The sequence below is a fragment of the Pseudoalteromonas sp. XI10 genome (genome assembly GCF_001469895.1).
Taxonomy (GTDB): Bacteria; Pseudomonadota; Gammaproteobacteria; order Enterobacterales; family Alteromonadaceae; genus Pseudoalteromonas.
Genome location: NZ_LOPY01000019.1, coordinates 221,214 through 243,972, shown reverse-complemented (window position 1 = coordinate 243,972; position 22,759 = coordinate 221,214). Strand labels below are relative to the sequence as shown.

Genomic DNA, 22,759 nt, shown 5'->3' with positions numbered 1-22,759 from the left:
ATGATCGACTTTCGTTCAGACACAGTTACAAAACCAACAGCAGCTATGCGCGCGGTCATGAATGACGCCCAAGTAGGCGACGACGTTTATGGCGACGATCCAAGCGTTAATCAGCTTGAACAATATGCTGTTGAGCGCCATGGCTTCGAAAGTGCTCTTTATTGTAGCTCTGGCACGCAAGCAAACTTACTAGCATTGATGGCACATTGTGAACGTGGCGACGAATACATTTGTGGTCAACAAGCACATAACTACAAATTTGAGGGTGGCGGTGCCGCTGTATTGGGCTCTATTCAACCACAACCAATTGAAAATAATGCCGATGGCAGCATAGATTTAAACAAAGTTGTGGCTGCAATTAAAGCTGATGACTTTCACTTTGCTAAAACCAAACTACTTAGCTTAGAAAACACCATTGGTGGCAAAGTTCTCCCGCTAAGTTATCTAAAAGAAGCCAGAGAGTGTGTTGATAAACATAACCTTGCTCTGCACTTAGACGGTGCCCGCGTGTATAACGCGGCGGTTAAGTTAGGTGTTGATATCACTGAGATCACCCAGTATTTTGATTCAGTGTCTATTTGCTTATCAAAAGGACTCGGCGCGCCGGTTGGCTCATTGTTGTTAGGTAGCAAAGCACTGATTGATAAAGCGCGCCGCTGGCGTAAAGTACTTGGTGGTGGTATGCGCCAAGCGGGTATGCTTGCAGCCGCAGGCCAGTATGCACTTGAGCATCACGTAGCAAGGCTTGCTGAGGATCACGATAACGCAGCGTATTTGGCAGAGCAGTTAAACACATTAACTGGTTTTGATACGTCAACTTTTCAAATCGATACCAATATTGTTTACGCAAATGTTGCCGAACATATCGATTTAAAAGCAGTGGCACATGCATTAAAAGAGCAAAACATGCTATTTTCACCGGGTAAACCACTGCGATTAGTGACCCATTTAGGCGTCACTAAGCAAGATATTGATAGTTTTATCTCGGCATTAGCGGCCGAGATTTAACGATTCTTTATAATGTTTGCGGCAAACCGATACATATCGGTCGTTGCCGCCAATTTCTACCTGATTACCGTCTGCAATCGCATTGCCATGCTCATCAGTACGCAGTACATGGTTAGCTTTACGACCGCAATGACACACTGTTTTCAACTCAATTAGTTTGTCTGCCCAGGCAAGTAGGTATTGTGAACCACTAAATAACTCGCCTCTAAAATCGTTACGTAAGCCATAACACAGCACCGGAATACCAAGCTCATCAACCACATCTGTTAATTGCATTACTTGGTCTTTCGATAAAAACTGACACTCGTCAACTAAAATACAATGGCGCTTTTGCTCTGCATTTAATGATTTGATTAGCTCAAATACATCTTTATCTGCATCAAAAATATGCGCATCAGCTTGTAAACCAATACGTGAAGACACCTTGCCAACACCTGCTCTATCATCAATAGCCGCTGTTAAAATAACCGGCTCCATACCACGTTCGCGGTAGTTAAATGCAGATTGTAAAAGTGTGGTAGATTTGCCTGCATTCATTGCAGAATAATAAAAGTACAGCTGTGCCATGATGTTGCCCAAATTTTAAAGTCGCAATATGCTACCTTAATCGCGCGACAACATCATCTATTACCTTACTCTTATTATCTCAATCGTTGTCCCAGTAAAAGTGCTGTTTTATAACAAGCCTTCGTGTTTCAGTAACCACTCTTTTCTTTTAAGGCCACCTGCATAGCCTGTGAGTTTACCGTTTGCGCCAATAATTCGATGGCACGGCACAATAATGCTAATTGGGTTTTTTCCATTTGCAGCGCCTACTGCACGCACCGCTTTTGGGTTATTAATGGCAAGTGCAATATCTTGGTAGCTTTTGCTTTGACCAAACTCAACATCCATCAGCGCACGCCATACTTGCTTTTGAAAGTGAGTACCTTGGGTATCAAGGGGAACTGTAAAACGCCTACGCTCACCGTTAAAATATTCATTAAGCTCACTTATACAAATTAAAATAGGTGTAAGGGTGTGCTCATCAACAACCTCTGTTTGCATTGCAACCACCGGGTAAAAGCCAACGTAACTGACGCCTTTTGATGTACTTTGAATGGTAATATCGCCAATCGGGCTTGGCATAATAACTTGTTGCATACTCATAATTGTTGCCATAGTTGAAAAGTTAAATAAGAGCGAAATGGCGCGCAGTGCTCGCTATTAAATTCGCTGATTCCAGCGAGGGCTTTTTTAACCCCTAAGTCGCCCGCTAGTAAAATATCGGGATGGCTTTGACCACGTAGCTTGGCGTAATTAACTGTCCACGGGCCAATGCCTTTAAGCTCTAACCAATTATCAAGCTCTTGATTATCTGGGTTTTGCTGACAATAAGCACTTAAACGCCGTAGCGCATCTTTACGTGATTGTGGCATTTTAAAAAAATCGAGTTCAGAATTGGCAACCCATTCAGGGCTTGGAAAATAGTGGTTATTACTTTGCTGATTAAACTCACTTACAAGCTGTGTAACGAGATTGTGAGCCGCGGTAACACTCACTTGCTGACCAAGTACCGCACGTATGCCCGCTTCATAGTCTGACCAAATTCCCGGCAAACGCAGCCCAACACACAGTGGCATCGCGCCTTTAAGCTCTGCATGTAAATGTTGTTCAATAGTGTGCGTGTCGGCGTCTAAATCAAGCACACGGCGAATGTTATGGATCACTTGCTGTAAATAGCGAGTGTTATCAATGTCAATTGCCACTTTAAAATGGTTTTTATGCTCAACAAAATGTGCTGTGAATTGCCCTTGGCAATATTTATCTTTAAAAGTGCGACCATAGCTCGTTGCGCTCAACCATTCTAGGCCACTAATTAAACGGCGCTGTAAAAAGTCATGGAGTGCTTGCCAGTTATAAGGCGGCCTAAATGCCAGTGTTAGAGTTAATGTTGAGGCTGGTTTTTTATCAGACTTACGTAACTTTGAAGGGGCAATATTTAACTGCTTTAAAAAAGCATCATTAAAACGGCGAATGCTATTAAAACCAGAAGCAAATGCGATATCTGCCACTGATAAATCTGTTTCTTGTAATAGCTGCTTGGCAAAATTGCATTGGTTAAATAATCGATATTGGGTGATCGAGAGTCCAAAATGTTGGTTAAACAAACGGCGTAAATAGCGGCTCGACACCCCTAGCCTATCTGCTAAAACCTCACAGTCGTAGGCCTCACCCTTATCAATCAGTTGTTTGGCGCGTAATGCGGTTGTTTTAGTACCTAGCCAAGCAGGGCTATTCGGTGCACTATCTGGGCGGCAGCGAATACATGGCCGAAAACCATCTTGCGCAGCCAAGTGCGCGTATTGGTAGTATTCAACGTTCTTTTCTTGGGCCGTCGGTGCGGGGCAAATTGGTCTGCAATAAATGCCGGTGCTTTTTACAGCTACAAAGAACACCCCATCAAAGCGTGGGTCACGGCTTTGCCTTGCAGTTTGCCATTGTTGGCTAGTCATAATTCTTCTCGTTACACGCTAATACCGTTAGCTTAACTGAATATTATTTTTTGACTAGCCAGTTTCGGACCTTAACTATTTAAACAGCTATTTAACTGCAGCTAAATATCGGCGCTCAACTTCCGGCCAATTGATCACTTCGTAAAATGCCGCAATATATTCAGGGCGACGATTTTGATACTTCAAGTAATACGCATGCTCCCACACATCAAGCCCTAAAATAGGCGTATGATTATGCATCAGTGGGCTATCTTGATTAAGGCTACTTTCAACGACCAATTGGTTATTTTCATCGACACATAACCAAGCCCAACCACTGCCAAAACGGCTTACCGCGGCATTAGTAAATTGCTCTTTAAATGCGTCAAAGCTGCCAAATGTATCAACAATGGCGGTGTTTAATTCTGCACTTGGCGTACCGCCGCCATTAGGTGACATAACTTGCCAAAATAATGAGTGATTATGATGGCCACCCACATGCTCTTGTACTGCTTTTTGTAAAGACTCAGGCATTGATGAAATAGTGCGTAGTAATGTTTCAGCATCTTGCTCAGAGTAATGGCTACCCTCTAGTGCAGCATTCGCTTTATTGATATAGGTTTGATGATGCAAGGTGTGATGTATTTCCATGGTTTTCGCATCAATGTGCGGTTCAAGTGCATCATAGTCATAAGCTAAATCGGGTAATGTAAAAGGCATACTGATTCCTTATCGTTAATGTAATAACTGCGTTTTATGGGGATGGTCAGCTAATAGCTGGTTGATTCGGTTAATTAGTGTTGGAAATGCCGATGCCATGCTCGCAAACTTAACCAGCTCATAATAGGTTTTATGATGATGGTGCAGCACCAAGGTGCGAACTTGCTGCTCTGGGTGATTTAATAGCACGCTTAATCGTTGATGAGCATGACAAAGCCAGGTGCAGGCTTTATCGGGTTTTTGCATTACTTTAAAGGTGTCGGCAAGATTCAAAGTGGCAACAACAAATGCTGCAATACAATGCTCTAACGAGCGAGTTACCGACTGGTTGATTGGAATATTATAAAACTGTGCGAGTAGTGTTTCGGCGCAGCTACTCGCAACCGTGTAATGATCACGCGCAGTAATAAGCTCGCCAGATTCAAATGCTAAGTTGCCTTGATAAATTGCACTTTGCCAAGGGGCAAGCGCGTCATCAATGGCGTTCGAAGTTAACGGTGTGTGGCGTGTTGTTTGAGTCATAAAAATCACCTGCACTTATACCAATCATTCTATGTGTATTTAAACTACACACAGAAAAGATCAAATGCAAATGATTTTTATTTATGTTGTTATTTGCTAATTTAAGATATATCAACATTACTTATTGATGCGCAAAGTCGATAAGCTCTTGGCCTGTCAGGCGGTAAATAATCCATTCGTTTTGCGGTTTAGCACCTATGCTGTCGTAAAAATCAATGGCTGGTTTATTCCAATCTAGTACCACCCACTCAAAACGACCACAGTCTTTTTCGAGTGCTTGCTTAGCAAGATATTGCATAATTTGCTTACCAGCGCCTTTACCACGGCTATCAGCACTGACGTAAAGATCTTCTAAATACAAACCATTTTTACCAAGCCAGGTTGAGTAATTATAAAAATACACAGCAAAGCCAATTGGTGTATCGCCCTCTAAACAAATGACACTATGCGCCGTTGCGCCTTCACTGAACAACGTTTTTAAAATAGCTTGCTCGTCTGTTTTAACTGCGTCGGGTTCTTTTTCGTAAATAGCAAGTTCGGTAATAAAATGTAGGATTGTTGCAGCATCACTCGCGACTGCCGGACGAATTGTAATTGCGTTACTCACTCTGTATTCCTTTTTACATCATTATTGTAACGCCCAGTTTATAAGGGCTTTAGCATGGTGTAAACGCCCTTTACAGAAATACACGGCATTAAAAAGGGGCTACTAAAACTTAGCCCCATTATGCTTTATTTACTCATCGACTTATAAAGTACCGGAAGTACAAATAAAGTTAAGAAGGTTGCACTGACCAAGCCGCCAACAATAACCGTTGCAAGGGGCTTTTGTATTTCGGCTCCTATTCCTGTGCTTAGGAGCATTGGAATTAGTCCAAGCATTGAGGTAAGTGCGGTCATCAGTACGGGTCTTAGTCTTGAAACAGCGCCTTCAAATACTGCTTTATCTTTGCTATCTCCTGCACTAATCCGTTGATTAATGCTTTCGACCATCACCACACCATTCAAGACCGCCACGCCAAATAGCGTGATAAATCCTACAGAACTAGGTACAGATAAGTATTGCCCAGATACATATAATGCAATCACCCCACCAATTACAGCCAAGGGAACATTGACAAGAATAAGTACCACTTGCGATAGGTTACTAAAAGCAAAATAAAGCAATAACGCAATCAGTAACAAGGCCAATGGCACTACTATCATAAGCCGCTTTTGTGCCCGTTGTTGGTTTTCGAACTGACCGCCAATCGCCACACTGTAACCACTAGGTAACTGCATTTTATCGGCAACGGCAGCGCGAATATCTGCAACTACAGAGCCCATATCTCGCCCCTGCACATTCGCTTGAATAACCACCCGCCTTTGGACATCATCGCGACGAACTTGCGGAGCGCCAGACTCTATTTGTACATCGGCTACATCCCCCACCCTTACAATGGCACCCGTTGGGGTTTGCAGTCGAAGATCAGCAATCACATTTGGGTTTTGCCGAAAGCTTTTTGCTATACGCACATAAATATCATAGCGCTCATTGGCATTGATGATTTGCCCTGCAGATTGCCCGCCAATACCGTGCTGAACTACATCCATTAAATCAGCCACCGATAAGCCAAAGCGCGACAATGCTAAACGGTTAGGTTTAACTATCAGCTGTGCTTCACCGCCTATTTGCTCCATCGCGACATCTTTAGCACCAGGTATTTGCTGAACTAACTGCTCAATTTGTTGGCCTTTTTCAGTTAAAACGCCTAGGTCACTACCAAATAATTTTATTGCCAATTGCGCTTTAACACCCGATAAAAGCTCATCTACTCGGGTTGCTATAGGCTGTGAAAAGTTAAACAAAAGCCCTGGAAACTGCTCAAGCTTGGCTTCCATTAGTTGCTGTAATTCGACCCGCGTTTTCGCGTTTACCCATTGCGCATGAGGTTTTAAGCCTAAATAGATTTCAATGTTGTTAACTGGTTCAGGATCTCCCCCCACTTCAGCCCTACCGATTCGGCTAAGCGCATATTCTACCTCACTAAATTCAAGCAACATGGCTTCAAGCTTAGGCGCCACTGAGATTGCCGTATCGAGACTTGCTGATGGAGCAAGTGTCACACGTAGGTTAATAGTGCCTTCTTCAAGCTCTGGCACAAATTCAGTGCCCATCCTAGGTAGCATAACGGCCGCTACAATCAACAATAACCCTGCTATAGCTAAAACGCTGCGTTTGGCCTGCAATGCTTTTTGTAAAGCCCGTTGATAAAGCATATCGATAGGTTTTAACAAAATACTTTGCTTTACTGTCACGCCCTTGGCAAATAAGTACACGCACAGAGCAGGCACCACAACCAAGGCAACTATCACAGCGCTAATAATCGCAAGCATAATACTCACTGCCATTGGCTGAAATAACTTCGCCTCAACGCCTTCAAAGCTAAACAGCGGTAAAAATACCGTTAGAATAATCAAAGAGGCAAAAAAGATAGGCCGTGCCACTTCTTTTGCAGCAATAGCCACCAGCTGCGAAGAAGGCTTATGTTGATTATGCTTAAGCCCTAGGTGCCTAAATACATTCTCAACCATCACAACTGAGCCATCTACCAGCATACCAATGGCAACAGCAATCCCACCCAACGACATTAAGTTTGCCGACAAGCCAAGCGATGCCATTACACTCAGTGCTAAACCAATCGAAATAGGGATCGACAACAACACCAAAAATGTTGCTCTTAAATCTAACAAAAATAGCGCTAATACAATGATAATAAACACAAAAGCTAAAAGCAGTGCGTCAATAACCGTTTGTACCGCTTGGCTAATAAGTTCTGCTTGGTCGTAAATGGCTTTAAATTCAACCCCTTTTGGCAGTGCTTGATTTATCATCTCGATACGCGCGTTAATGCCATCAATCGTTTGCTTGGTATTTGCCCCCATTCTTTTCAGCACGATACCAGTCACCACTTCACCACGATTGACTATTTCGCCTTGTTCATCACGTTTAGACAAGGTGACAGCGCCTTGGCGAATTTCACTGCCAAGCTCAACATTCGCAATATCGGCCACTTTAACGACCGTACCATCAATGGTTTTGATAGGCGTTTGCGCAATCTCAGCAAGCCCTTTGTCGCCTGGGGTAAACCAACCTGTACCACGAATAACAAGCTGCTCTTGGCCACGGTTCATGTACCAGCCACCCACATTACTGTTGTTAGCATCTAGAGCGTCACTAACATCTTGCTGTGTTAAGTCATAAGCAAGTAATTTATTGGGGTTTATGTTCACTTGATACTGCTTAACCTCACCGCCAAAAGACAGAATATCGGTCACACCATCAATAGGTAATATAAGTAATTTAACCACCCAATCATTTAAGCTACGCAGTGCCATGCTATCAATGTTGGCATCTGGCTTTGCTTCAAGTAAATACTGATAGACTTGTCCAAGCCCTGATGTATTAGGGCCCATGGTTGGCATACCCACACCATCTGGGATCAATTCTTTAGCAGACTGCAAACGCTCAAAAACCAGTTGCCTAGCAAAGTAAATATCAACACCTTCTTTAAATACCACAGTGACACCCGATAACCCCGTTTTAGAAATAGAACGTACCTGCTCTACATCGGGAAGAGCATACATAACTGCTTCTATTGGGTATGTGATCAGTTGCTCTACTTCTTCAGCCGCAAGCCCTGGTGCTTCGGTATTCACCGCCACTTGAACATTCGTCACATCAGGAAAAGCATCTAAATTAAGTTTTGGGATCATAAATGCACTCACTACAATCGCTGCAAGTAAGGCCAATACCACCAGTAGACGGTTCTTTATCACCGCCTCAATTAATAAATTAAACATGCGTCACCTCTAGTGGTTATGCGGATCAAATCCGCCTTTAGCTAGCTGTGATGCAATAAAAAAAGCACCTTGGGTGACAACTTCAAGCCCGGCTTTAATACCTAATACTTCACGATAATCACCAAAACTTCTGCCAAGGGTTACTTCTTGGGCAGCAAAGCCGCCATCGTCATCAACGACAAATAACTGCCAGTCACCATCTGCACTGCGTGTTAATGCATTTTCAGGTACGGCAAGTACCACTTGATCGGTTTCAAAATGAAAGTACACATCGGCAAACATGCCGGGGTGCAAACTATGCTGCGTGTTTTTTACCTCGAGCCTAACAGTTCGTGAACGTGTTTGTTCATCAATGGTATGTGCTTCTTGAATAACCCTTGCTTGATAGCGATTGCCGTTAACTTCCAACAGCGCCGTAGAGCCATTACTGATAGTACGGTCTTGATTAGCTGAAAGCTGAGCAGCAACCCAAAGTGCAGATTCATCGGCTATTAGCATTAGCTCAATCCCCGAATCAACTCGCTGACCTTGAGCAAAGTTATCGGTTAAAACAGCTCCCGATGTTTGTGCAAACAAGGTGTATTCACCGAGTTTTTCTGGGCTTATGGTGAGTGTTTGTGCAATAGCTTGTTTTGATAAACCAAAGGCAACTAACCGGCTATAAGCCACTTCATACTCGGCTTTGGCAGTTAAGATTTGCTTTTCGCTGACTGTGCCCGGGGTCATTTTAGTAACGCGTTGCCACTCGGCTTCTGCTAATCTAAATTCAGTTTGCTGGCTGGCTACTTCGCCACTAAATAAAGTGACTAAAGAGTCTCCTTTATTTACATGCTGCCCTAATAAGGCATGGCGTTTTACAACGATAGAATCAACACGCGGTGACACCACATAACTGGCATAGCCATTGGCTTTAATTTCGCCCGGTGCATACAAGGTTTGCTTGTGTTTTTTCAGTACAAGGCGCTCAACCTCGATATTAGCGAGTTGCTGTTGCTGCTCAGTTAAACTGACTTCATTAGCATGTTCAGCTTGCTCATTTTCTTGATGATTATGCGCTTGTTCTGTCGCATAAATATTTGTCACGGTCATATAGCATACGCACAGCAATGCGTAACGCATAAAATTTCTTAAATACATAGAGTGTCTCTTACTTAAAATGGGCTAAGCCCAAAAAATCTAAAAAGGGTTTTTGATTAAGTAAGAGCTGAAATAGGTGGGCGATGAAGCGGTGCTAAGTCAGCCGATTTGAAGTTGAAATCAAGTGATTCAATTTTAGTAAAGTAGATATCAGTAGGTTCAGACAATTGCAGCGAATCGACAAACGCTGGGCTGTGACAAACATGACAATGGCCTTTTTCGGCTGAGTCAGACAACTGTTTGCTAAGCTCGGCATGCTCTGATTGATGTAACAGGTGATCGCCATTGGCTGCGCAATGGGCTTCAAGGTCAATTTCTTCTGATAGCAGTACCGAGGTGTGATTAAACGCAGCATTATGATCGGCCACATCAAAGCTATCCAGCAATGGCTGGAGCAATAATACGCTAATCAAAATAATAAATGCAGCTTTCACATTGAGCCTAAAAATTAGAACTAAAAATGGTACAACGGCGATAAATTAACAAATCCACCCGCATTTGAACAGTAAATTATAATCCGCACACGAACAAATCATTACAAACATTTCAATACCACGGCACGCATGGTATAAAAATAAAGCAAATCAATAACTCGGTATTTTTATGGGACACGGACACCATCATCATCACGATACAAATAACCAAAGCACCCGCCAACTCATGCTGGCAGTTGCAATCAATGTGTTATTAACTGTCGCTCAGGTGATTGGCGGCCTTGTTTCTGGCAGCTTATCGTTAATTGCTGATGCACTGCATAATTTAAGTGATGCCTCGTCGTTATTCATTGCCCTAATTGCCCGAAAAATTGGCGCCAAACCTGCCAACGATCGTTATCAATACGGCTACAAACGCGCTGAAATCTTAGCAACCCTATTTAACAGCTTAAGTTTAATTGTGATTGGTGGTTACCTAATTATTGAAGCCATCTCCAACTATTTAAACCCTGAGCCCATTGATGGCTGGATCATCATTTGGGTTGCAGGGTTTGCACTGGTTGTTGACCTAGTCACCGCCCTTTTAACTTACAAAGCAGGCGCAAAAGACAGTATGAATATTCGTGCTGCGTTTATACATAATGTGTCTGATGCATTAGCTTCTGTGGTGGTGATCTTAGCGGGTACCTTAATCATTCTTTATCAATGGTATATTGTTGATTTAATTGCCACTATGCTGATCTCATTGTATGTCATTTACCATGGTGTTTTGTTGTTAATAGCGAGCAGTAAAATTTTGATGCAGGCAGCCCCTGATAATTTTGCCTTAACAGCAGCTATTACTGAGCTTAAAACCCAATTTGCAATCACTGATGTTGATTACCTCAAAACATGGCAGGTAGATGATCATCACGTTCATTGCGAGCTCAAGTTTAGTGCCAAGCACAACATCAATAACGATGAAATACGTCACTTTTTACATGATAACTTTGCAATTGAAAGCTGCACCATAGAACAAGTTTTAGTGTAAATGTTACGCGTTATCATTTACCATTCAGTTTTGTTTTAACAGCAAACTGAAGGAACTAACCTTGTTGAAGTTGTGGTTACGTCGTACGCATTTATTACTTGCCTTAGTAAGTGGTTTATTTTTAATTTGTTTAAGTTTGACCGGTGCGTTGCTTATTTACGCAAAAGATATTCAATACCTTACTCAAAGCGATAAATGGACTGTAACGCCAGCGGCTTCAGCACTTGATTTTGATAGCCTCATAAAACATGTTTCAGCTTCAACCAAACAACCGGTTACCCTGTTAATGCCTGAGCAGCGCAGTGATCTTGCGTGGCAATTACAGTTAGCAAACAACCGCTATGTCAGTGTTAATCCATACAATGGTCAAGTGTTACATGAGTACGATTACTACAGTACGATTTATGGCTTTACCATGGCTTTGCACCGCTGGCTGCTTTATGAAGATGGCGATAAAAACCGCCCGCTAAGAAATTGGGTTTCGGTGTGTGCACTCATTCTTATTATTGAAATTCTGCTCGGCTTTTATATTTGGGTTAAACCAAAAAATCGCATGAAGCGCTTGGCTATTAAGCGTAAAGCTAAATTTAGAGTGTTGATGTATCAGCTGCATACCGTTCTGGGTGTGTATTTTTTAATTCCACTTATTTTAATTGCCTACACAGGTATGGCGTTTAACTGGAAACCACAAACCAAAGCCGTATTAGAATTTGTGATGCAAGGCACAGTTGAAGATAGACCAAAACCACCAGCCGTTATTCCCCCTTTAGCAGATACGCCTTTTCAAGTTCAAAAAGCGTTTGATAACGCACAAACTGTATTTCCTAAGGGTAAGTTATTTAGAATTTATTTACCGAAAAAGCCAACTGATAACATTGGTTTTAGAATAGAGAACCCGGGTGAAAGCCATGCCTATAGTTGGGTATGGGCAAACCCATATTCAGCAGATATTGTTGCAAGCTATGATGCCAGCCAAAGTTCTTGGACCACCCAAACATGGAACTTTAAATATAAGTTTCATATTGGTGATTTTGCAGGCCCTATAGTGCAACTACTGTGGTTACTATTTGCTTTGTCACCGTTATTTTTCACGATTTCAGGTGTTTACTTTTGGTACAAACGGCACTACAAATAAACAACTTTTACTAAACATACTATTCGCCCTGAATATTGAGCTCAAAAATGCCTTTAACACCGAAATGATATTGGCTAAATCTAGTTATGAGAAAGCAGATTACACAACGGCTTTTTATCACTTAGAGCGGGCTCATATTCTGGGTCAAAACTATATCATTGCGCATACTTACTCACATTGGTGGATGTGTAAAATTGGTTTTAAAACCAATAATGCCAAGGAAATAATTAGTCAGTTTGCTCGCATTGCAGCTTCAATTGTATTTTCGCGTGTTTGGGTCCCACTCGGTAATACCGGCGGCATTAATGTTAGCCCTTTCAAACCAATGCCTATTCCAGACGACTTAAAACGTTTTTTAATAAAAACACAGCTACAGTCCTGCTAATCCTAATAGCTATTTGCTTAATAACTAATTTAAATAAGTAGGTACAAAACAACACAAAAATTTATTGCAAATAATTATCATTAGCCTTGCCTTTACACTTCTTTACATTTAGACTGCCGCACAATCACATAATAAATACCGATTTAACAAGGATAAACATGTTAAAAACTTCACTGACTCTGGTCGCTCTTGCAATTAGCAGCCAGGCATTTGCTGATGATGCCATCAATAAAAAACTCACCGCAGAAGAAATGGAACACGTTGTTGTATCAGGCAGCCGTGTATTTGAAAGCATTGATGAGGTACCCGCTTCTGTAACGATTATTAGCCAAAAGCAAATTGAAGAACATTTAAAAGTTAATCCAGAACTACAAAGCTTACTTGCGCAAATGGTACCAGGCCTTGCACCAGATACAGGTAGTTCGAGTAATACAGGCCAGAGTTTACGTGGCCGTGCACCACTTGTGATGATTGATGGTGTGCCGCAATCTACACCACTCAGAAACGGCTCTTTGGGAGTTAAAACACTCGACCCAAGTGCCATTGCGCGTATCGAAGTGATCAAAGGTGCTACCTCTGTTTATGGTAATGGTGCATCGGGCGGTATTATTAATTACATCACAAAGCAGGCAACAAGTGATGGTCAGCCAGAAGGTGAGATCAGCCTATCGTCACGTTTTAGTGCAGTAAAACTAGAAGAAAGCGCCGGTGCGCGAGTCTCTGCTGCGGTTAATGGCCGAGCAGATAAACTCAGCTATTTATTTACCGCAAGTTACGAAGAAAATGGTGTTCAACGTGACGCCGAAGGCGATATTCTTGGCTTACAGTATGGTTTATCTGATGCAGTAACAGAAAACTACTTCACCAAACTTGGTTATGATTTTGACGATGAGAAGCAACTGCAATTTAGCTATAACTACTTTAGCTCTCAACAAAAAACCGATTTAGGTGACGTTGTTGGTAACCTAAACGATGGCGAAAAAACGTATGCCATTCATGTACCTAAAGAGCTACAAAAGCAAGGTAAACCACAAGGCCCAGATGGTAACGAAAACATTACCCTAAAATACACAGACTACGCCCTGTTTACTAATACACAAATGACGCTCGACCTTTACATGCAAGATATCGAGAATGTGTTTTTCTTTTCTACAAACTTAGCTAACCCAGACGAAGGTTACGAAGGTGGCCAATCAATTATTCGCTCTGAAAAGAAAGGTGCACGCGCTACGTTTAATACCCTTGTTGATTTTGACAATGTTGAAGCCACCTTCATTTATGGCCTAGATGCTCTAAATGACGTGACTTCACAGCCACTTGTAGATGGCCGAGTTTGGGTACCAGAAATGGATATGGAAAGCCTTGCTGGCTTTTTACAAACAAAATGGGTAATCGATAATGATTTAGTTATTAAAGCAGGTGTGCGCCAAGAGAGCATTGATTTAACCGTTGATGATTACAACACCTTAAAGCTTTGCCGTTCAGAAACACAGTGCTCTGTGCCACTTAGCGTAAAAGGCGACACCATTGATTACGATGCAACCACCTATAATGTAGGTGTTAAATACAATTTACTTGAGGCTTTCAGCCCATTTGCCAATTATTCACAAGGGTCTGATATCTCAGATATTGGCCGCCTACTACGTTCAGCAACGGTGAATGATATTGGTCTAATTCAAACAGAAGCATCAATCATTGATAACTATGAAATTGGTTTTACCTCACAGTTTGATGACTTACGTTTTGAATTTGCAGCTTACCGTAGTACATCAGAGTTTGGCACCACGAATAGCTTTAATGAAGTAACCGGTGTGTATGAGCCGGTGCGTGCACCTCAAGAGATTTGGGGTTACGAAACACTAGTCGATTATAAAATTAACCCAACTCTAAAACTGGTTGCAACTTACAGCTATGTTGAAGGTAAAAATACCGAAGACGAAATTTACTTAGGTTCACGCCAAATAAGCCCACCAAAAGGCACTGCTAACTTAAACTGGCAGCCTAATGATGAGTTATCACTGACGGTGAGTTATTTATATGTGGGTTCACGCAAACGCTTTGAACCAAATGCAGACGGCGACTATGTTGGCGACCAAGGGCCAATTAGCAGTTACAACCTATTTAACCTAAGCGGTCGTTATAACTTTAGCGATAACTGGCAAGCGTTTATGGGTGTAGAAAACCTATTTAACAATGATTACTACCCTGCCCGTGCCCAGTCATACACCTACGGTGGCTATAACATTAAAGGTTTAGGTACCACTGTTACGCTTGGTGCAACCTATAGTTTCTAAATTAAACTTTATTTAGAACAACAAGCCCTTCTTAGTAAGGGCTTTTTTCATTTAAGAATAGAAACGATAAATTGTTCATTTATCAACCATTAACGCAAACTTAAACGAGAATCACACTCAATAGTAAACAACTGATTTACAAAGGAAAAAGTTTGCAATCTTGTTTTTATATACTACAATTACCGCAACTTGGAATTTGAGGACAGCATTATGAAAGGTAATCAAAAAGTCATAGATAGTTTTAACAAACTACTCGCAAACGAATTAGCTGCTATAGATCAATACTTTATTCATTCTCGTATGTATGACGATTGGGGCCTAAATAAGCTGTATGAACGTCTTAACCACGAAATGGAAGAAGAAAAAGATCACGCTGATTGGTTGATCAAACGTATTCTGTTTTTAGAAGGCGTACCAAACATGACTAAGCGTCGTGATCTATTAATTGGCTCAGACGTGAAGAGCATGATGCAAAACGATTTAACACTTGAACTAGAAGTGGTTGATTGTGTTAAAGAAGCAATTGCTATCTGTGAACAAGAAAAAGACTATCAATCACGCGAAGTGCTTGAAAAGCTATTATTTGATACAGAAGAAGATCATGTTTACTGGTTAGAACAACAGCTTGGTCTAATCGACAAAATTGGTAGCCAAAACTACCATCAATCTCAAATGGGCGAATAGAGGCTAATTGTATGAAAGGCGATAAAAGCGTCATTGCTGCACTTAATAAAGTATTAGCGAATGAATTAGTAGGTATTAACCAATACTTTTTACACGCTCGTATGTTTAAAGATTTTGGTTTTTCTAAATTAGACAAAGCTGATTACAAAGTATCTATTCAAAAAATGAAAAACGCCGACCGTTTGATTGAGCGTATTTTGTTTTTAGAAGGTTTACCAAACCTACAAGATTTAGGTCGCCTACGTATTGGTGAAAACTCTGAAGAAATGATCGAAGCTAACATGAGCTTTGAACTTGATTCTCTTCCTGATCTTAAAGCGGCAATTAAACTTGCTGAAGAGAAAAAAGATTACATCAGCCGTGAAGCGCTAGATAACATCTTAAATGAGCAAGAAGAACAGATTGATTGGCTTGAAACACAGCAGCAGTTAATCAAAACCGCAGGGCTTGAGAATTACCTGCAATCTCAAATGTAATTTGCTAAAACTTAAAAAAGCAGCCTAGGCTGCTTTTTTTATGTCTAAAATTTGTGGTTAATCGTCATCGCGGTCAATGATTGACACTTTATTACTTAAAATTAAAGAATTAGGAATTAAATGCACCGCTCCCTCGCCTTTAATTGTGATATAGCGCAAATTAAGATCAATCACAGTGCCCTTTGAATTACTCACTTCAATGTAATTACCAAGCTTAATGGGTTTATAAAGCACAATCATTACACCTGCTACTAGGTTTGAAATAGCATCCTTCAACGCAAAACCCAAAGCAAAGCCTGTTAGGCCTAAGCCGGCAACTAACGCGGCTACGTCAAAACCCAGTTTCGATAACGCCAGCACAATACCAATAAATAATAAAATAGCGCGCTGCGAGTTAGAAATCAGCCGGAAAGTTTCAAGAGCTGTTGAATCAAAGCGACGTTGAAACTGTTTAATAGCACGGTCAATAATAAGGCTTGCTATGTAAAAAACAGCAAGCACTAAAAATGCTTGAATAAATTGGCCAGTCATAAGGTTTTCAAGTAAAAATAAGGCCCATCATAGGCTTAAAATTGCGCGAGGTATACAATTATTGCTTTTCAAACACACAAGAAACGTTAGGTTTACTCAGTGTATAAGTAATATTGCCATTATCTTTAAAACGCAGATCTTCAGTTGTTGAACCGTTGTCGTCTTCATTATCACATCGAAAATATCGCTTGGTTCTAACAATGCCATCTACAAAGTATTTTAACTTCGAACTGACAACGCAAAAGTTAGGTATCTTCTTTACCTGTGTGCCGTTATGTAAGTCACTAAAATCGATTAACGTCCCTAAGCTAAAGCCTTGCGTTGGGTCTTTTATCAATGAAAAAGATGCGCTTTGACAAACCGCATCGCTGCCCTCTTTTGTTTTGTAATCACCTTGTTTGTCTTTTATCAGAGCCAAAAACTGTGTTTTATTGCTCGGCTTTACATCCAGCAGAGCGCTGGCAATTGACGAGGTTGATAGTAAAAAAGCCACTAAACAAAAGTAATATCTCATTGAAAATCCATAAACTTATAGACACTTTACTAGCATAGCATGCTGATTAAGGTTGGTGAATTTATAACGTATTAGTTAATACGATTAAAAAATGCTTTTGGTTCTATTTTATGAACTTTGCATAGGCAACCAACCTGTTTATATGCTATAAATTTTAATGATGATAATTTTTGGAGGGAATCAAATGAAAATAGTCAAACTCATCGCTTTAACCACATTTTTGGCCTTAACCAGTACTCAAAGCCTAGCTGGTGATGACGATTGGAAAACAATCGCAGAGAAAAAGGTCAGCTACAAAAGCGAAACCGATACCGTTAACCCTATCACCAGCAGCCACTACAGCCATATTAAAGTTAAGTGCACCCATGGCACTGTGAATCTTAAGAAAATTAAAGTCGTTATGAACAACGGTGAAGAAAAAGTATTTGATAACCTAGGTGTTTTAACCAAAGGAATGTCATCACGTAGCTTAAATTTGCCAGACAAAAACGACGCTAAACTCGATAAAATCAAACTTGAATATGAATCAGTAGGCAGCACAGCCCTCAGTATGGCAGGCGTAACCGAAAAAGCCGAAGTTGAAATTCTCGCGAAAAAAGCAAAGAAAGATGATTAAAGTTGCGAGATGCGAGTCAGGATGTTAGAGCCTATACAGTTTCACAAGCAGCGGCGCCTTTGCGCCGCGACTATTTAAAAACAAACTAGAGAAACACGTTTTACGCCTACTTTAGAAAACATTAGGCACTAGGATTTAGGCTCTAGGACTCGATATAAAATCGCTGCTACTTGTTCGGCGTTGAAACGCTCCTACAAACTTGTAACTCGCTAGCTTTACCCTTTTAACGCGCTAAAGCTCGACCTACAAACTTGTAACTCGCTAACTTTACCCTTGTAACTCGTATCACGCTAACTCTCTCAACGCTTATAAAGCGCTTCAATTGTTGCTGAATCAAGCGAATAAGCATTGATCATATAGCCTGCTAACGCGCCTGATGCGTTCTCTGGTAATTCAAGTTTTTGTGATAACGCATGTAGTGTAAATTGATATCTGTGAGCGCCATGTCCCTCCGGTGGGCAAGCGCCACCAAAGCCTTTAAAACCATAATCATTTGTTATCTGCACACTGCCTTTTGGCATTGCGTTCTTCTCTGCACTGCCTGCACCGCTTGCTAAACTTGATACCGACTTAGGGATATTCACAACTTGCCAATGCCACCAGCCACTCCCTGTAGGCGCATCAGGATCATAAACTGTCAATGCGAATGCTTCTGTACCTTTAGGTGCATTTTGCCAAGCAAGTTGTGGAGAAAGGTTATCGCCATTACAACCAAACCCTTTAAACTCTTGCGCACTCCCCATAAAATCACCATGGGCAATGTCTTTGCTTGTTAGAGCAAATGTCTCAGCGAGTGTGGTGCCAGATAAACATAGCAAAAATAACGGTGTAGCAATTTTCAATGTTGATGATTTCATAATATTCTCCGATTAATAAGAATAATCATAATACCTAGCAAAGACAGATCAAATTAGTACCAAAACTGTCAATTATTAGCCTGCTTCGCTCATTATTGCTTTACGAAGGGCTGTTGGAGTCGTATTAAACAAAAGTTTAAACTTATCGGTGAATCTAGATTGCGACGAAAAACCACATTGCTGTGCAATGGTGCCAATAGACTGTGAGCTACTTTGAATCAAGTGTAGTCCATGGCTTAAACGCGCGTTATCTTTAATTAACTGAAAACTACTGTCTTCTGCGGTTAACTTTCTTCTGAGTGTTGATTCGCTCATCGCTAACGTAGCTGCAATACTGCTTGCATCCCAATCATGCGTTAAATCACCAGCGATGATAGTATGTATTTTATGAGTCAGTGTTGGTGGCTCAATAATTGAACCTAAGTCTTTGAAGCCCTGCGAATATAGTACTTGCAGCAGCTCTTGTCTTCTAATTTGCCATAATTGTGGTGGTGTTACTGCAGCCCATTCAATGAATTGTTTTAAGGTCATTTGAAACAGTGGATCGACTTGCCCAGTGATGAAATTTTTCTTTGTGCTGGCTTGATATTTCAAGCACTCAAAGTCGGTGTAATCAAATTCAATCAATAGCGCAATATAGCCAAAGTTTCGCGGAATGTTACGCATCGCAACCTGTGGTGTATTTGCCATAAAGACAAAATCACCTGCATTGCAGTTAACTTCTTCTGTATCTATTAGCGTTTTGCTGCCAGATAATACAACGACAAGTAATGGGTTTGCGATAGGCACATTAACAATATGTTGTTCATCATTAGCGCAGTAAATCGAAAACGGTAAAGACTGATGCTGCTTTACTGTGCTTAAACCTATCTCTATCAATTCATAATTTACAGTGTTTTACCATTGCTCTGGGAGGAACGGCTTGAGCCATGATTCTTAGTTATTCGGCGTAAAATCTCCTAGCAACTTTACCCTTGTAACTAGCTAACTTTACTCTTTAATCCCGCTAAAGCACGACCTACAAACGCGTGAAAAACATTAGGCACTAGGCTCTAGGCTCTGGGACGCGATGTAAAATCGCTGCTACTTGTTCGGCGTTGAAACGCCTCCTACAAACAAACTTTTTCAATTATTCCTGTCTTATTTAATATAGGTTGTGCCCATTGATAATAATCAGAAGTACCTTCATCCCATGGCCATAAACCTTTTGTTGTTGGCCATACCATTTGAAGCATCTTAAAATTACTTCCATTATGTAACCACAGGCCATAACCTAAGTATTCTTTATAATGTGAACTATCTACATAGATGAAAGTCACATCGAAGCCTTCAAGAAAATCACTATAAAATTTACCTACTTCAAAAACCTCACCTTTAAGTAATCTATCTTTGTAGTTATTAATCATTGAGTGAGCCAATGAATTATCTAAACCTAGAATGATTAAGTCCGGTTTCTTCTGTTTTTTATTAATACCAATTGAGTAAGTAAATTCAGGCGCATCTTCCCCTTCCATAACTTTCAATACATGGCATCCAAAGTGTTCAATGTTGTTTAAAGCAACCTGATCTTGTTCGTTCATGATAATCTTTGATTTAAGTAATTTTTTTACGGTCGAAAATAAACTATAAAATTTAAACATTATTTGTAAAAAGCAGGCAATCTCTTTGCTCTAAAGTTTTTAGCGTATATCCACCATTTAACTCCTACATCATCAATTAATTTATAAAAGTTAAAATTTGTTTCTAGGTAATTCTCATTTAGGTAGCTTGATACAAGCTCATTTGCGATAACAATTTTAATAGGCCCAACTAAACTAAATGCTAAACTTAAAGAATCAACATCTAAAAACTCTACTTCTATTTCCCCGTTGTCTCTAGTACCAATATCACCATTAAACTTTATTTTTAAGGAACCAGAAGCTTGTTCTGTTGGTACATTAATTTTTTCAACTGTTGCCTGCCCATGCAACCCTGCGAGGTAAGCATTTAATTCATCTAAATCCATTTGTGCATTAACCTTTAAATTTATACCTTACGCGCTAAAGCACGACCTACAAACGCGCGAAACAAGTTTCACGCCTACTTTAGAAAACATTAGGCACTTGGGTTTAGGCTCTTGGACGCGATGTAAAATCGCTGCTACTTGTTCGGCGTTGAAACGCCTCCTACAACTTGTAACTCGCTAACTTTAATACAATCAAACAAGCATATTGTTTAACATCATTCCTGGCATTAAAAATACCATTGCAAAAGAGAATGAGCCGGTGAGTGCGACTGCAAGACAGCAAAATGCCGTTTGCATTAAAAATACGTTGGGTTTACCAGAGGCACTTTTTTGAAATGACACATAGGCAAGTAACAGATTTTCTTTAATTTTTAGAAAGTAAGAACGCACTACTCTGATGATAGGCAAGCTGTACATTGCTAAAAAAGCAAATACAACTTCTATTCCACCAAAATGAAATAACAGTGCAATCTCAGGTGAGAACCAACCAACAATAGCTATCAAGCACCAAAATGCAGCTTTTTGATATTTATTTAGTTCGTGCCATTTGATCATCGTCTTCCTTGTATTTCCAATTATATTTAAATTAAGTGAGCAGCTGATATATCTAATTTAGTTATATAAGCTTTGAGCTCTGCAAGCTGAAGTTTTTCGCCTTGGTGAGCATTCATCGCTTTGGCAAAATAGCTGTTGGCTTTCTGCTGATCACCAGCATGCTCATGAATGAGTCCAATTCGAAGATAAGTAAAAGCAAGGTTATTAGGGCCTAACTCTGTTTGCAGCGTTTTAGCGCTATCAAGCTCAAGAATTCTTGCTAGTGCATTTAACGCATAAAGCGCACTATCGCTCGAACCTTTGATGTACTGAGAATGAGCAAGTTCAAGCTCTTTTTTAAGAAACTCAGCTGTAATTTCATTTGCGTTTGTAGGTACAGCTAACGAGACTAAAGCAGCTAAGGTTAAAACTTTAAACATATTAAACCTCCTTTTAAAATGTGTTTTACAGATTAATCAAACTCGATTAATTGGTCAAACTTTACTCTAGTATCTCTCTTAATTCTCTTTTAAACGCGCTGAAGCACGACCTACATCATATCGCGTGAAACGAGTTCCACGCCTACGTTAGAAAACATTAGGTGCTAGGATTCAGGCACTGGGATTCAGGCTCTGGGACGCGATGTAAAATCGCTGCTACTTGTTCGGCGTTGAAACGCCTCCTACAAACTTGTAACTCGCTAACTTTACTCTAGCATCTATCTAAATTCTCTTTTAAACGCGCTGAAGCACGACCTACAAACGCGCGAAACAAGTTTCACGCCTACGATTGAAAACATAAGGTGCTAGGATTTAGGCTCTGGGACTCGATGTAAAATCGCTGCTACTTGTTCGGCGTTGAAACGCCTCATACAAACTTGTAACTCGCTAACTTTCCCCTTTCTAACTTTACTCTCGTATCTTGCTAACTTTACTCTCGTATCTCGCTAACTTTACTCTCGTATCTCGCTAACTTTACTCTCGTATCTCGCTAACTTTACTCTCGTACCTCGCTAACTTTACTCTTTAATCAGGCTTAATCGCGACCAAAACCAATCAACTTTTTGCCATTTAAACCTTTTTTATGCCATTCGGTTTGCTCTTCGCAGAATATTTGCGCGTCTAATTCCTTACTTGGCTCTTCATTTAAACTGCCTGCAGGCACAAGTAGGTATTTGCTGTCTTGTGATTCAAATGGCAGTGCTGAGCCACAGGTTTTACAAAACGCCCTAGATAATGCACGACCAGGGTAATTAAACCGCGTGATGTGATGTTGGCCTTTAATCCATTCGATAGCATCAGGTGAGGTAAACAAATTTGCAGCGTGAGCAGTGCCGGTTAGTTTGCGGCATTGTTCGCAATGGCAGAAGAAAAAACGCCTAAAGTTATCAGCGACTTTAAAGCTGACTTCGCCGCAACAGCATCCGCCAGTAAGTAGTCTAGTCATATCTATTTCCTTATTCGCTGAACTAAAAATTTATTCCCTAAACGATGCGCTATTTAATAATTTTTGGCAATAAAAAAGGCCATGTTGCACTTACAACATGGCCTTTTTGCATTG

General features: G+C 40.7%; 26 protein-coding genes. 8 read left to right on the top strand and 18 right to left on the bottom strand.

Annotated features, from left to right (window positions below; translation table 11 throughout):
* Positions 1 to 1,008 (top strand): low-specificity L-threonine aldolase, encoded by a 1,008-nt coding sequence (gene ltaE, locus AUR67_RS04230; protein ID WP_058584248.1) that lies wholly within the window; start codon positions 1 to 3, stop codon positions 1,006 to 1,008.
* Here ltaE and AUR67_RS04225 read toward each other — a convergent pair.
* The 9 genes from AUR67_RS04225 to AUR67_RS04185 all read right to left on the bottom strand — a co-directional run bounded on the left by AUR67_RS04225 (position 991) and on the right by AUR67_RS04185 (position 10,138).
* Positions 991 to 1,575, bottom strand: coding sequence for a thymidine kinase (locus AUR67_RS04225; RefSeq protein ID WP_058584247.1), 585 nt, complete (start codon positions 1,573 to 1,575; stop codon positions 991 to 993). The two genes, ltaE and AUR67_RS04225, sit on opposite strands and share 18 nt — an antisense overlap.
* Before the next feature lie 108 nt (positions 1,576 to 1,683).
* On the bottom strand, positions 1,684 to 2,151 hold the full coding sequence (locus tag AUR67_RS04220) for a methylated-DNA--[protein]-cysteine S-methyltransferase (protein WP_058584392.1): 468 nt from the start codon (positions 2,149 to 2,151) through the stop codon (positions 1,684 to 1,686).
* A gap of 2 nt (positions 2,152 to 2,153) precedes the next feature.
* Positions 2,154 to 3,503 (bottom strand): DNA-3-methyladenine glycosylase 2 family protein, encoded by a 1,350-nt coding sequence (locus tag AUR67_RS04215; RefSeq protein ID WP_058584246.1) that lies wholly within the window; start codon positions 3,501 to 3,503, stop codon positions 2,154 to 2,156.
* An 87-nt stretch (positions 3,504 to 3,590) separates the two neighbouring features.
* Positions 3,591 to 4,202 (bottom strand): superoxide dismutase, encoded by a 612-nt coding sequence (locus AUR67_RS04210; protein WP_058584245.1) that lies wholly within the window; start codon positions 4,200 to 4,202, stop codon positions 3,591 to 3,593.
* A gap of 15 nt (positions 4,203 to 4,217) precedes the next feature.
* Positions 4,218 to 4,724 (bottom strand): hypothetical protein, encoded by a 507-nt coding sequence (locus AUR67_RS04205; protein WP_058584244.1) that lies wholly within the window; start codon positions 4,722 to 4,724, stop codon positions 4,218 to 4,220.
* Positions 4,725 to 4,845: 121 nt separating this feature from the next.
* Entirely contained in the window at positions 4,846 to 5,331 is a 486-nt protein-coding gene (locus tag AUR67_RS04200) for a GNAT family N-acetyltransferase (protein WP_054552102.1), read from the bottom strand.
* A gap of 125 nt (positions 5,332 to 5,456) precedes the next feature.
* On the bottom strand, positions 5,457 to 8,567 hold the full coding sequence (locus AUR67_RS04195) for an efflux RND transporter permease subunit (protein ID WP_058584243.1): 3,111 nt from the start codon (positions 8,565 to 8,567) through the stop codon (positions 5,457 to 5,459).
* Between the two features lie 9 nt (positions 8,568 to 8,576).
* Entirely contained in the window at positions 8,577 to 9,704 is a 1,128-nt protein-coding gene (locus tag AUR67_RS04190; protein ID WP_082665560.1) for an efflux RND transporter periplasmic adaptor subunit, read from the bottom strand.
* Positions 9,705 to 9,760: 56 nt separating this feature from the next.
* Positions 9,761 to 10,138 carry a hypothetical protein gene (locus AUR67_RS04185; protein WP_058584242.1) on the bottom strand — a complete coding sequence of 126 codons (378 nt, stop codon included), beginning with the start codon at positions 10,136 to 10,138 and terminating at the stop codon, positions 9,761 to 9,763.
* A 169-nt stretch (positions 10,139 to 10,307) separates the two neighbouring features.
* Between AUR67_RS04185 and AUR67_RS04180 the strand changes: the two genes are divergently transcribed.
* The 6 genes from AUR67_RS04180 to bfr (AUR67_RS04155) all read left to right on the top strand — a co-directional run bounded on the left by AUR67_RS04180 (position 10,308) and on the right by bfr (AUR67_RS04155) (position 16,142).
* The gene (locus tag AUR67_RS04180; protein ID WP_058584241.1) at positions 10,308 to 11,168 is read left to right on the top strand and encodes a cation diffusion facilitator family transporter; all 861 of its coding nucleotides are present in this window, start codon (positions 10,308 to 10,310) and stop codon (positions 11,166 to 11,168) included.
* Between the two features lie 64 nt (positions 11,169 to 11,232).
* A complete protein-coding gene (locus AUR67_RS04175; RefSeq protein WP_058584390.1) occupies positions 11,233 to 12,303 on the top strand; it encodes a PepSY-associated TM helix domain-containing protein in 1,071 nt (356 codons plus the stop codon).
* A gap of 16 nt (positions 12,304 to 12,319) precedes the next feature.
* Positions 12,320 to 12,688, top strand: a complete 369-nt coding sequence (locus tag AUR67_RS04170; protein ID WP_321166299.1) for a DUF3703 domain-containing protein — start codon at positions 12,320 to 12,322, stop codon at positions 12,686 to 12,688.
* 158 nt (positions 12,689 to 12,846) lie between these two features.
* The gene (locus AUR67_RS04165; protein ID WP_058584240.1) at positions 12,847 to 14,982 is read left to right on the top strand and encodes a TonB-dependent receptor; all 2,136 of its coding nucleotides are present in this window, start codon (positions 12,847 to 12,849) and stop codon (positions 14,980 to 14,982) included.
* Between the two features lie 210 nt (positions 14,983 to 15,192).
* Positions 15,193 to 15,666: a bacterioferritin gene (gene bfr, locus AUR67_RS04160; RefSeq protein WP_054552096.1), complete on the top strand. Its 474-nt coding sequence runs from the start codon at positions 15,193 to 15,195 to the stop codon at positions 15,664 to 15,666.
* A gap of 11 nt (positions 15,667 to 15,677) precedes the next feature.
* The gene (gene bfr, locus AUR67_RS04155) at positions 15,678 to 16,142 is read left to right on the top strand and encodes a bacterioferritin (RefSeq protein ID WP_054552095.1); all 465 of its coding nucleotides are present in this window, start codon (positions 15,678 to 15,680) and stop codon (positions 16,140 to 16,142) included.
* 57 nt (positions 16,143 to 16,199) lie between these two features.
* On the opposite strand, the gene AUR67_RS04150 is transcribed toward bfr (AUR67_RS04155), so the two are convergent.
* Both AUR67_RS04150 and AUR67_RS04145 read right to left on the bottom strand, forming a co-directional pair.
* Positions 16,200 to 16,673, bottom strand: a complete 474-nt coding sequence (locus AUR67_RS04150) for a mechanosensitive ion channel family protein (RefSeq protein WP_058584239.1) — start codon at positions 16,671 to 16,673, stop codon at positions 16,200 to 16,202.
* A gap of 58 nt (positions 16,674 to 16,731) precedes the next feature.
* Positions 16,732 to 17,187 carry a hypothetical protein gene (locus AUR67_RS04145; RefSeq protein ID WP_058584238.1) on the bottom strand — a complete coding sequence of 152 codons (456 nt, stop codon included), beginning with the start codon at positions 17,185 to 17,187 and terminating at the stop codon, positions 16,732 to 16,734.
* Positions 17,188 to 17,371: 184 nt separating this feature from the next.
* Here AUR67_RS04145 and AUR67_RS04140 point away from each other — a divergent pair, with 184 nt between their 5' ends.
* The gene (locus tag AUR67_RS04140; protein WP_058584237.1) at positions 17,372 to 17,803 is read left to right on the top strand and encodes a hypothetical protein; all 432 of its coding nucleotides are present in this window, start codon (positions 17,372 to 17,374) and stop codon (positions 17,801 to 17,803) included.
* 299 nt (positions 17,804 to 18,102) lie between these two features.
* On the opposite strand, the gene AUR67_RS04135 is transcribed toward AUR67_RS04140, so the two are convergent.
* The 7 genes from AUR67_RS04135 to AUR67_RS04105 all read right to left on the bottom strand — a co-directional run bounded on the left by AUR67_RS04135 (position 18,103) and on the right by AUR67_RS04105 (position 22,645).
* On the bottom strand, positions 18,103 to 18,660 hold the full coding sequence (locus tag AUR67_RS04135; RefSeq protein WP_058584236.1) for a YbhB/YbcL family Raf kinase inhibitor-like protein: 558 nt from the start codon (positions 18,658 to 18,660) through the stop codon (positions 18,103 to 18,105).
* A gap of 75 nt (positions 18,661 to 18,735) precedes the next feature.
* The gene (locus tag AUR67_RS04130) at positions 18,736 to 19,539 is read right to left on the bottom strand and encodes a helix-turn-helix transcriptional regulator (protein ID WP_058584235.1); all 804 of its coding nucleotides are present in this window, start codon (positions 19,537 to 19,539) and stop codon (positions 18,736 to 18,738) included.
* Between the two features lie 230 nt (positions 19,540 to 19,769).
* The gene (locus AUR67_RS04125) at positions 19,770 to 20,240 is read right to left on the bottom strand and encodes a DUF4262 domain-containing protein (RefSeq protein ID WP_058584388.1); all 471 of its coding nucleotides are present in this window, start codon (positions 20,238 to 20,240) and stop codon (positions 19,770 to 19,772) included.
* Positions 20,241 to 20,299: 59 nt separating this feature from the next.
* Complete coding sequence (locus tag AUR67_RS04120; protein WP_058584234.1) at positions 20,300 to 20,665, bottom strand: hypothetical protein; 366 nt, start codon at positions 20,663 to 20,665, stop codon at positions 20,300 to 20,302.
* 192 nt (positions 20,666 to 20,857) lie between these two features.
* A complete protein-coding gene (locus tag AUR67_RS04115) occupies positions 20,858 to 21,220 on the bottom strand; it encodes a hypothetical protein (RefSeq protein ID WP_058584233.1) in 363 nt (120 codons plus the stop codon).
* Positions 21,221 to 21,246: 26 nt separating this feature from the next.
* Positions 21,247 to 21,639 carry a hypothetical protein gene (locus AUR67_RS04110; RefSeq protein WP_058584232.1) on the bottom strand — a complete coding sequence of 131 codons (393 nt, stop codon included), beginning with the start codon at positions 21,637 to 21,639 and terminating at the stop codon, positions 21,247 to 21,249.
* A 595-nt stretch (positions 21,640 to 22,234) separates the two neighbouring features.
* Complete coding sequence (locus tag AUR67_RS04105; RefSeq protein WP_058584231.1) at positions 22,235 to 22,645, bottom strand: GFA family protein; 411 nt, start codon at positions 22,643 to 22,645, stop codon at positions 22,235 to 22,237.
* Between the last annotated feature and the right edge of the window lie 114 nt (positions 22,646 to 22,759).

Excerpts from the sequence above, each read along its gene's own strand:
- AUR67_RS04145 (WP_058584238.1), bottom strand. The coding sequence starts at position 17,187 with ATGAGATATTACTTTTGTTTAGTGGCTTTTTTACTATCAACCTCGTCA.
- AUR67_RS04120 (WP_058584234.1), bottom strand. The coding sequence starts at position 20,665 with ATGGATTTAGATGAATTAAATGCTTACCTCGCAGGGTTGCATGGGCAG.
- AUR67_RS04165 (WP_058584240.1), top strand. The coding sequence starts at position 12,847 with ATGTTAAAAACTTCACTGACTCTGGTCGCTCTTGCAATTAGCAGCCAG.
- AUR67_RS04110 (WP_058584232.1), bottom strand. The coding sequence starts at position 21,639 with ATGTTTAAAGTTTTAACCTTAGCTGCTTTAGTCTCGTTAGCTGTACCT.
- AUR67_RS04135 (WP_058584236.1), bottom strand. The coding sequence starts at position 18,660 with ATGAAATCATCAACATTGAAAATTGCTACACCGTTATTTTTGCTATGT.
- AUR67_RS04220 (WP_058584392.1), bottom strand. The coding sequence starts at position 2,151 with ATGCAACAAGTTATTATGCCAAGCCCGATTGGCGATATTACCATTCAA.
- AUR67_RS04105 (WP_058584231.1), bottom strand. The coding sequence starts at position 22,645 with ATGACTAGACTACTTACTGGCGGATGCTGTTGCGGCGAAGTCAGCTTT.
- AUR67_RS04140 (WP_058584237.1), top strand. The coding sequence starts at position 17,372 with ATGAAAATAGTCAAACTCATCGCTTTAACCACATTTTTGGCCTTAACC.
- AUR67_RS04125 (WP_058584388.1), bottom strand. The coding sequence starts at position 20,240 with ATGAACGAACAAGATCAGGTTGCTTTAAACAACATTGAACACTTTGGA.
- AUR67_RS04210 (WP_058584245.1), bottom strand. The coding sequence starts at position 4,202 with ATGCCTTTTACATTACCCGATTTAGCTTATGACTATGATGCACTTGAA.
- ltaE (WP_058584248.1), top strand. The coding sequence starts at position 1 with ATGATCGACTTTCGTTCAGACACAGTTACAAAACCAACAGCAGCTATG.
- bfr (WP_054552095.1), top strand. The coding sequence starts at position 15,678 with ATGAAAGGCGATAAAAGCGTCATTGCTGCACTTAATAAAGTATTAGCG.
- AUR67_RS04215 (WP_058584246.1), bottom strand. The coding sequence starts at position 3,503 with ATGACTAGCCAACAATGGCAAACTGCAAGGCAAAGCCGTGACCCACGC.
- AUR67_RS04205 (WP_058584244.1), bottom strand. The coding sequence starts at position 4,724 with ATGACTCAAACAACACGCCACACACCGTTAACTTCGAACGCCATTGAT.
- AUR67_RS04150 (WP_058584239.1), bottom strand. The coding sequence starts at position 16,673 with ATGACTGGCCAATTTATTCAAGCATTTTTAGTGCTTGCTGTTTTTTAC.
- AUR67_RS04195 (WP_058584243.1), bottom strand. The coding sequence starts at position 8,567 with ATGTTTAATTTATTAATTGAGGCGGTGATAAAGAACCGTCTACTGGTG.
- AUR67_RS04115 (WP_058584233.1), bottom strand. The coding sequence starts at position 21,220 with ATGATCAAATGGCACGAACTAAATAAATATCAAAAAGCTGCATTTTGG.
- bfr (WP_054552096.1), top strand. The coding sequence starts at position 15,193 with ATGAAAGGTAATCAAAAAGTCATAGATAGTTTTAACAAACTACTCGCA.
- AUR67_RS04225 (WP_058584247.1), bottom strand. The coding sequence starts at position 1,575 with ATGGCACAGCTGTACTTTTATTATTCTGCAATGAATGCAGGCAAATCT.
- AUR67_RS04190 (WP_082665560.1), bottom strand. The coding sequence starts at position 9,704 with ATGTATTTAAGAAATTTTATGCGTTACGCATTGCTGTGCGTATGCTAT.
- AUR67_RS04180 (WP_058584241.1), top strand. The coding sequence starts at position 10,308 with ATGGGACACGGACACCATCATCATCACGATACAAATAACCAAAGCACC.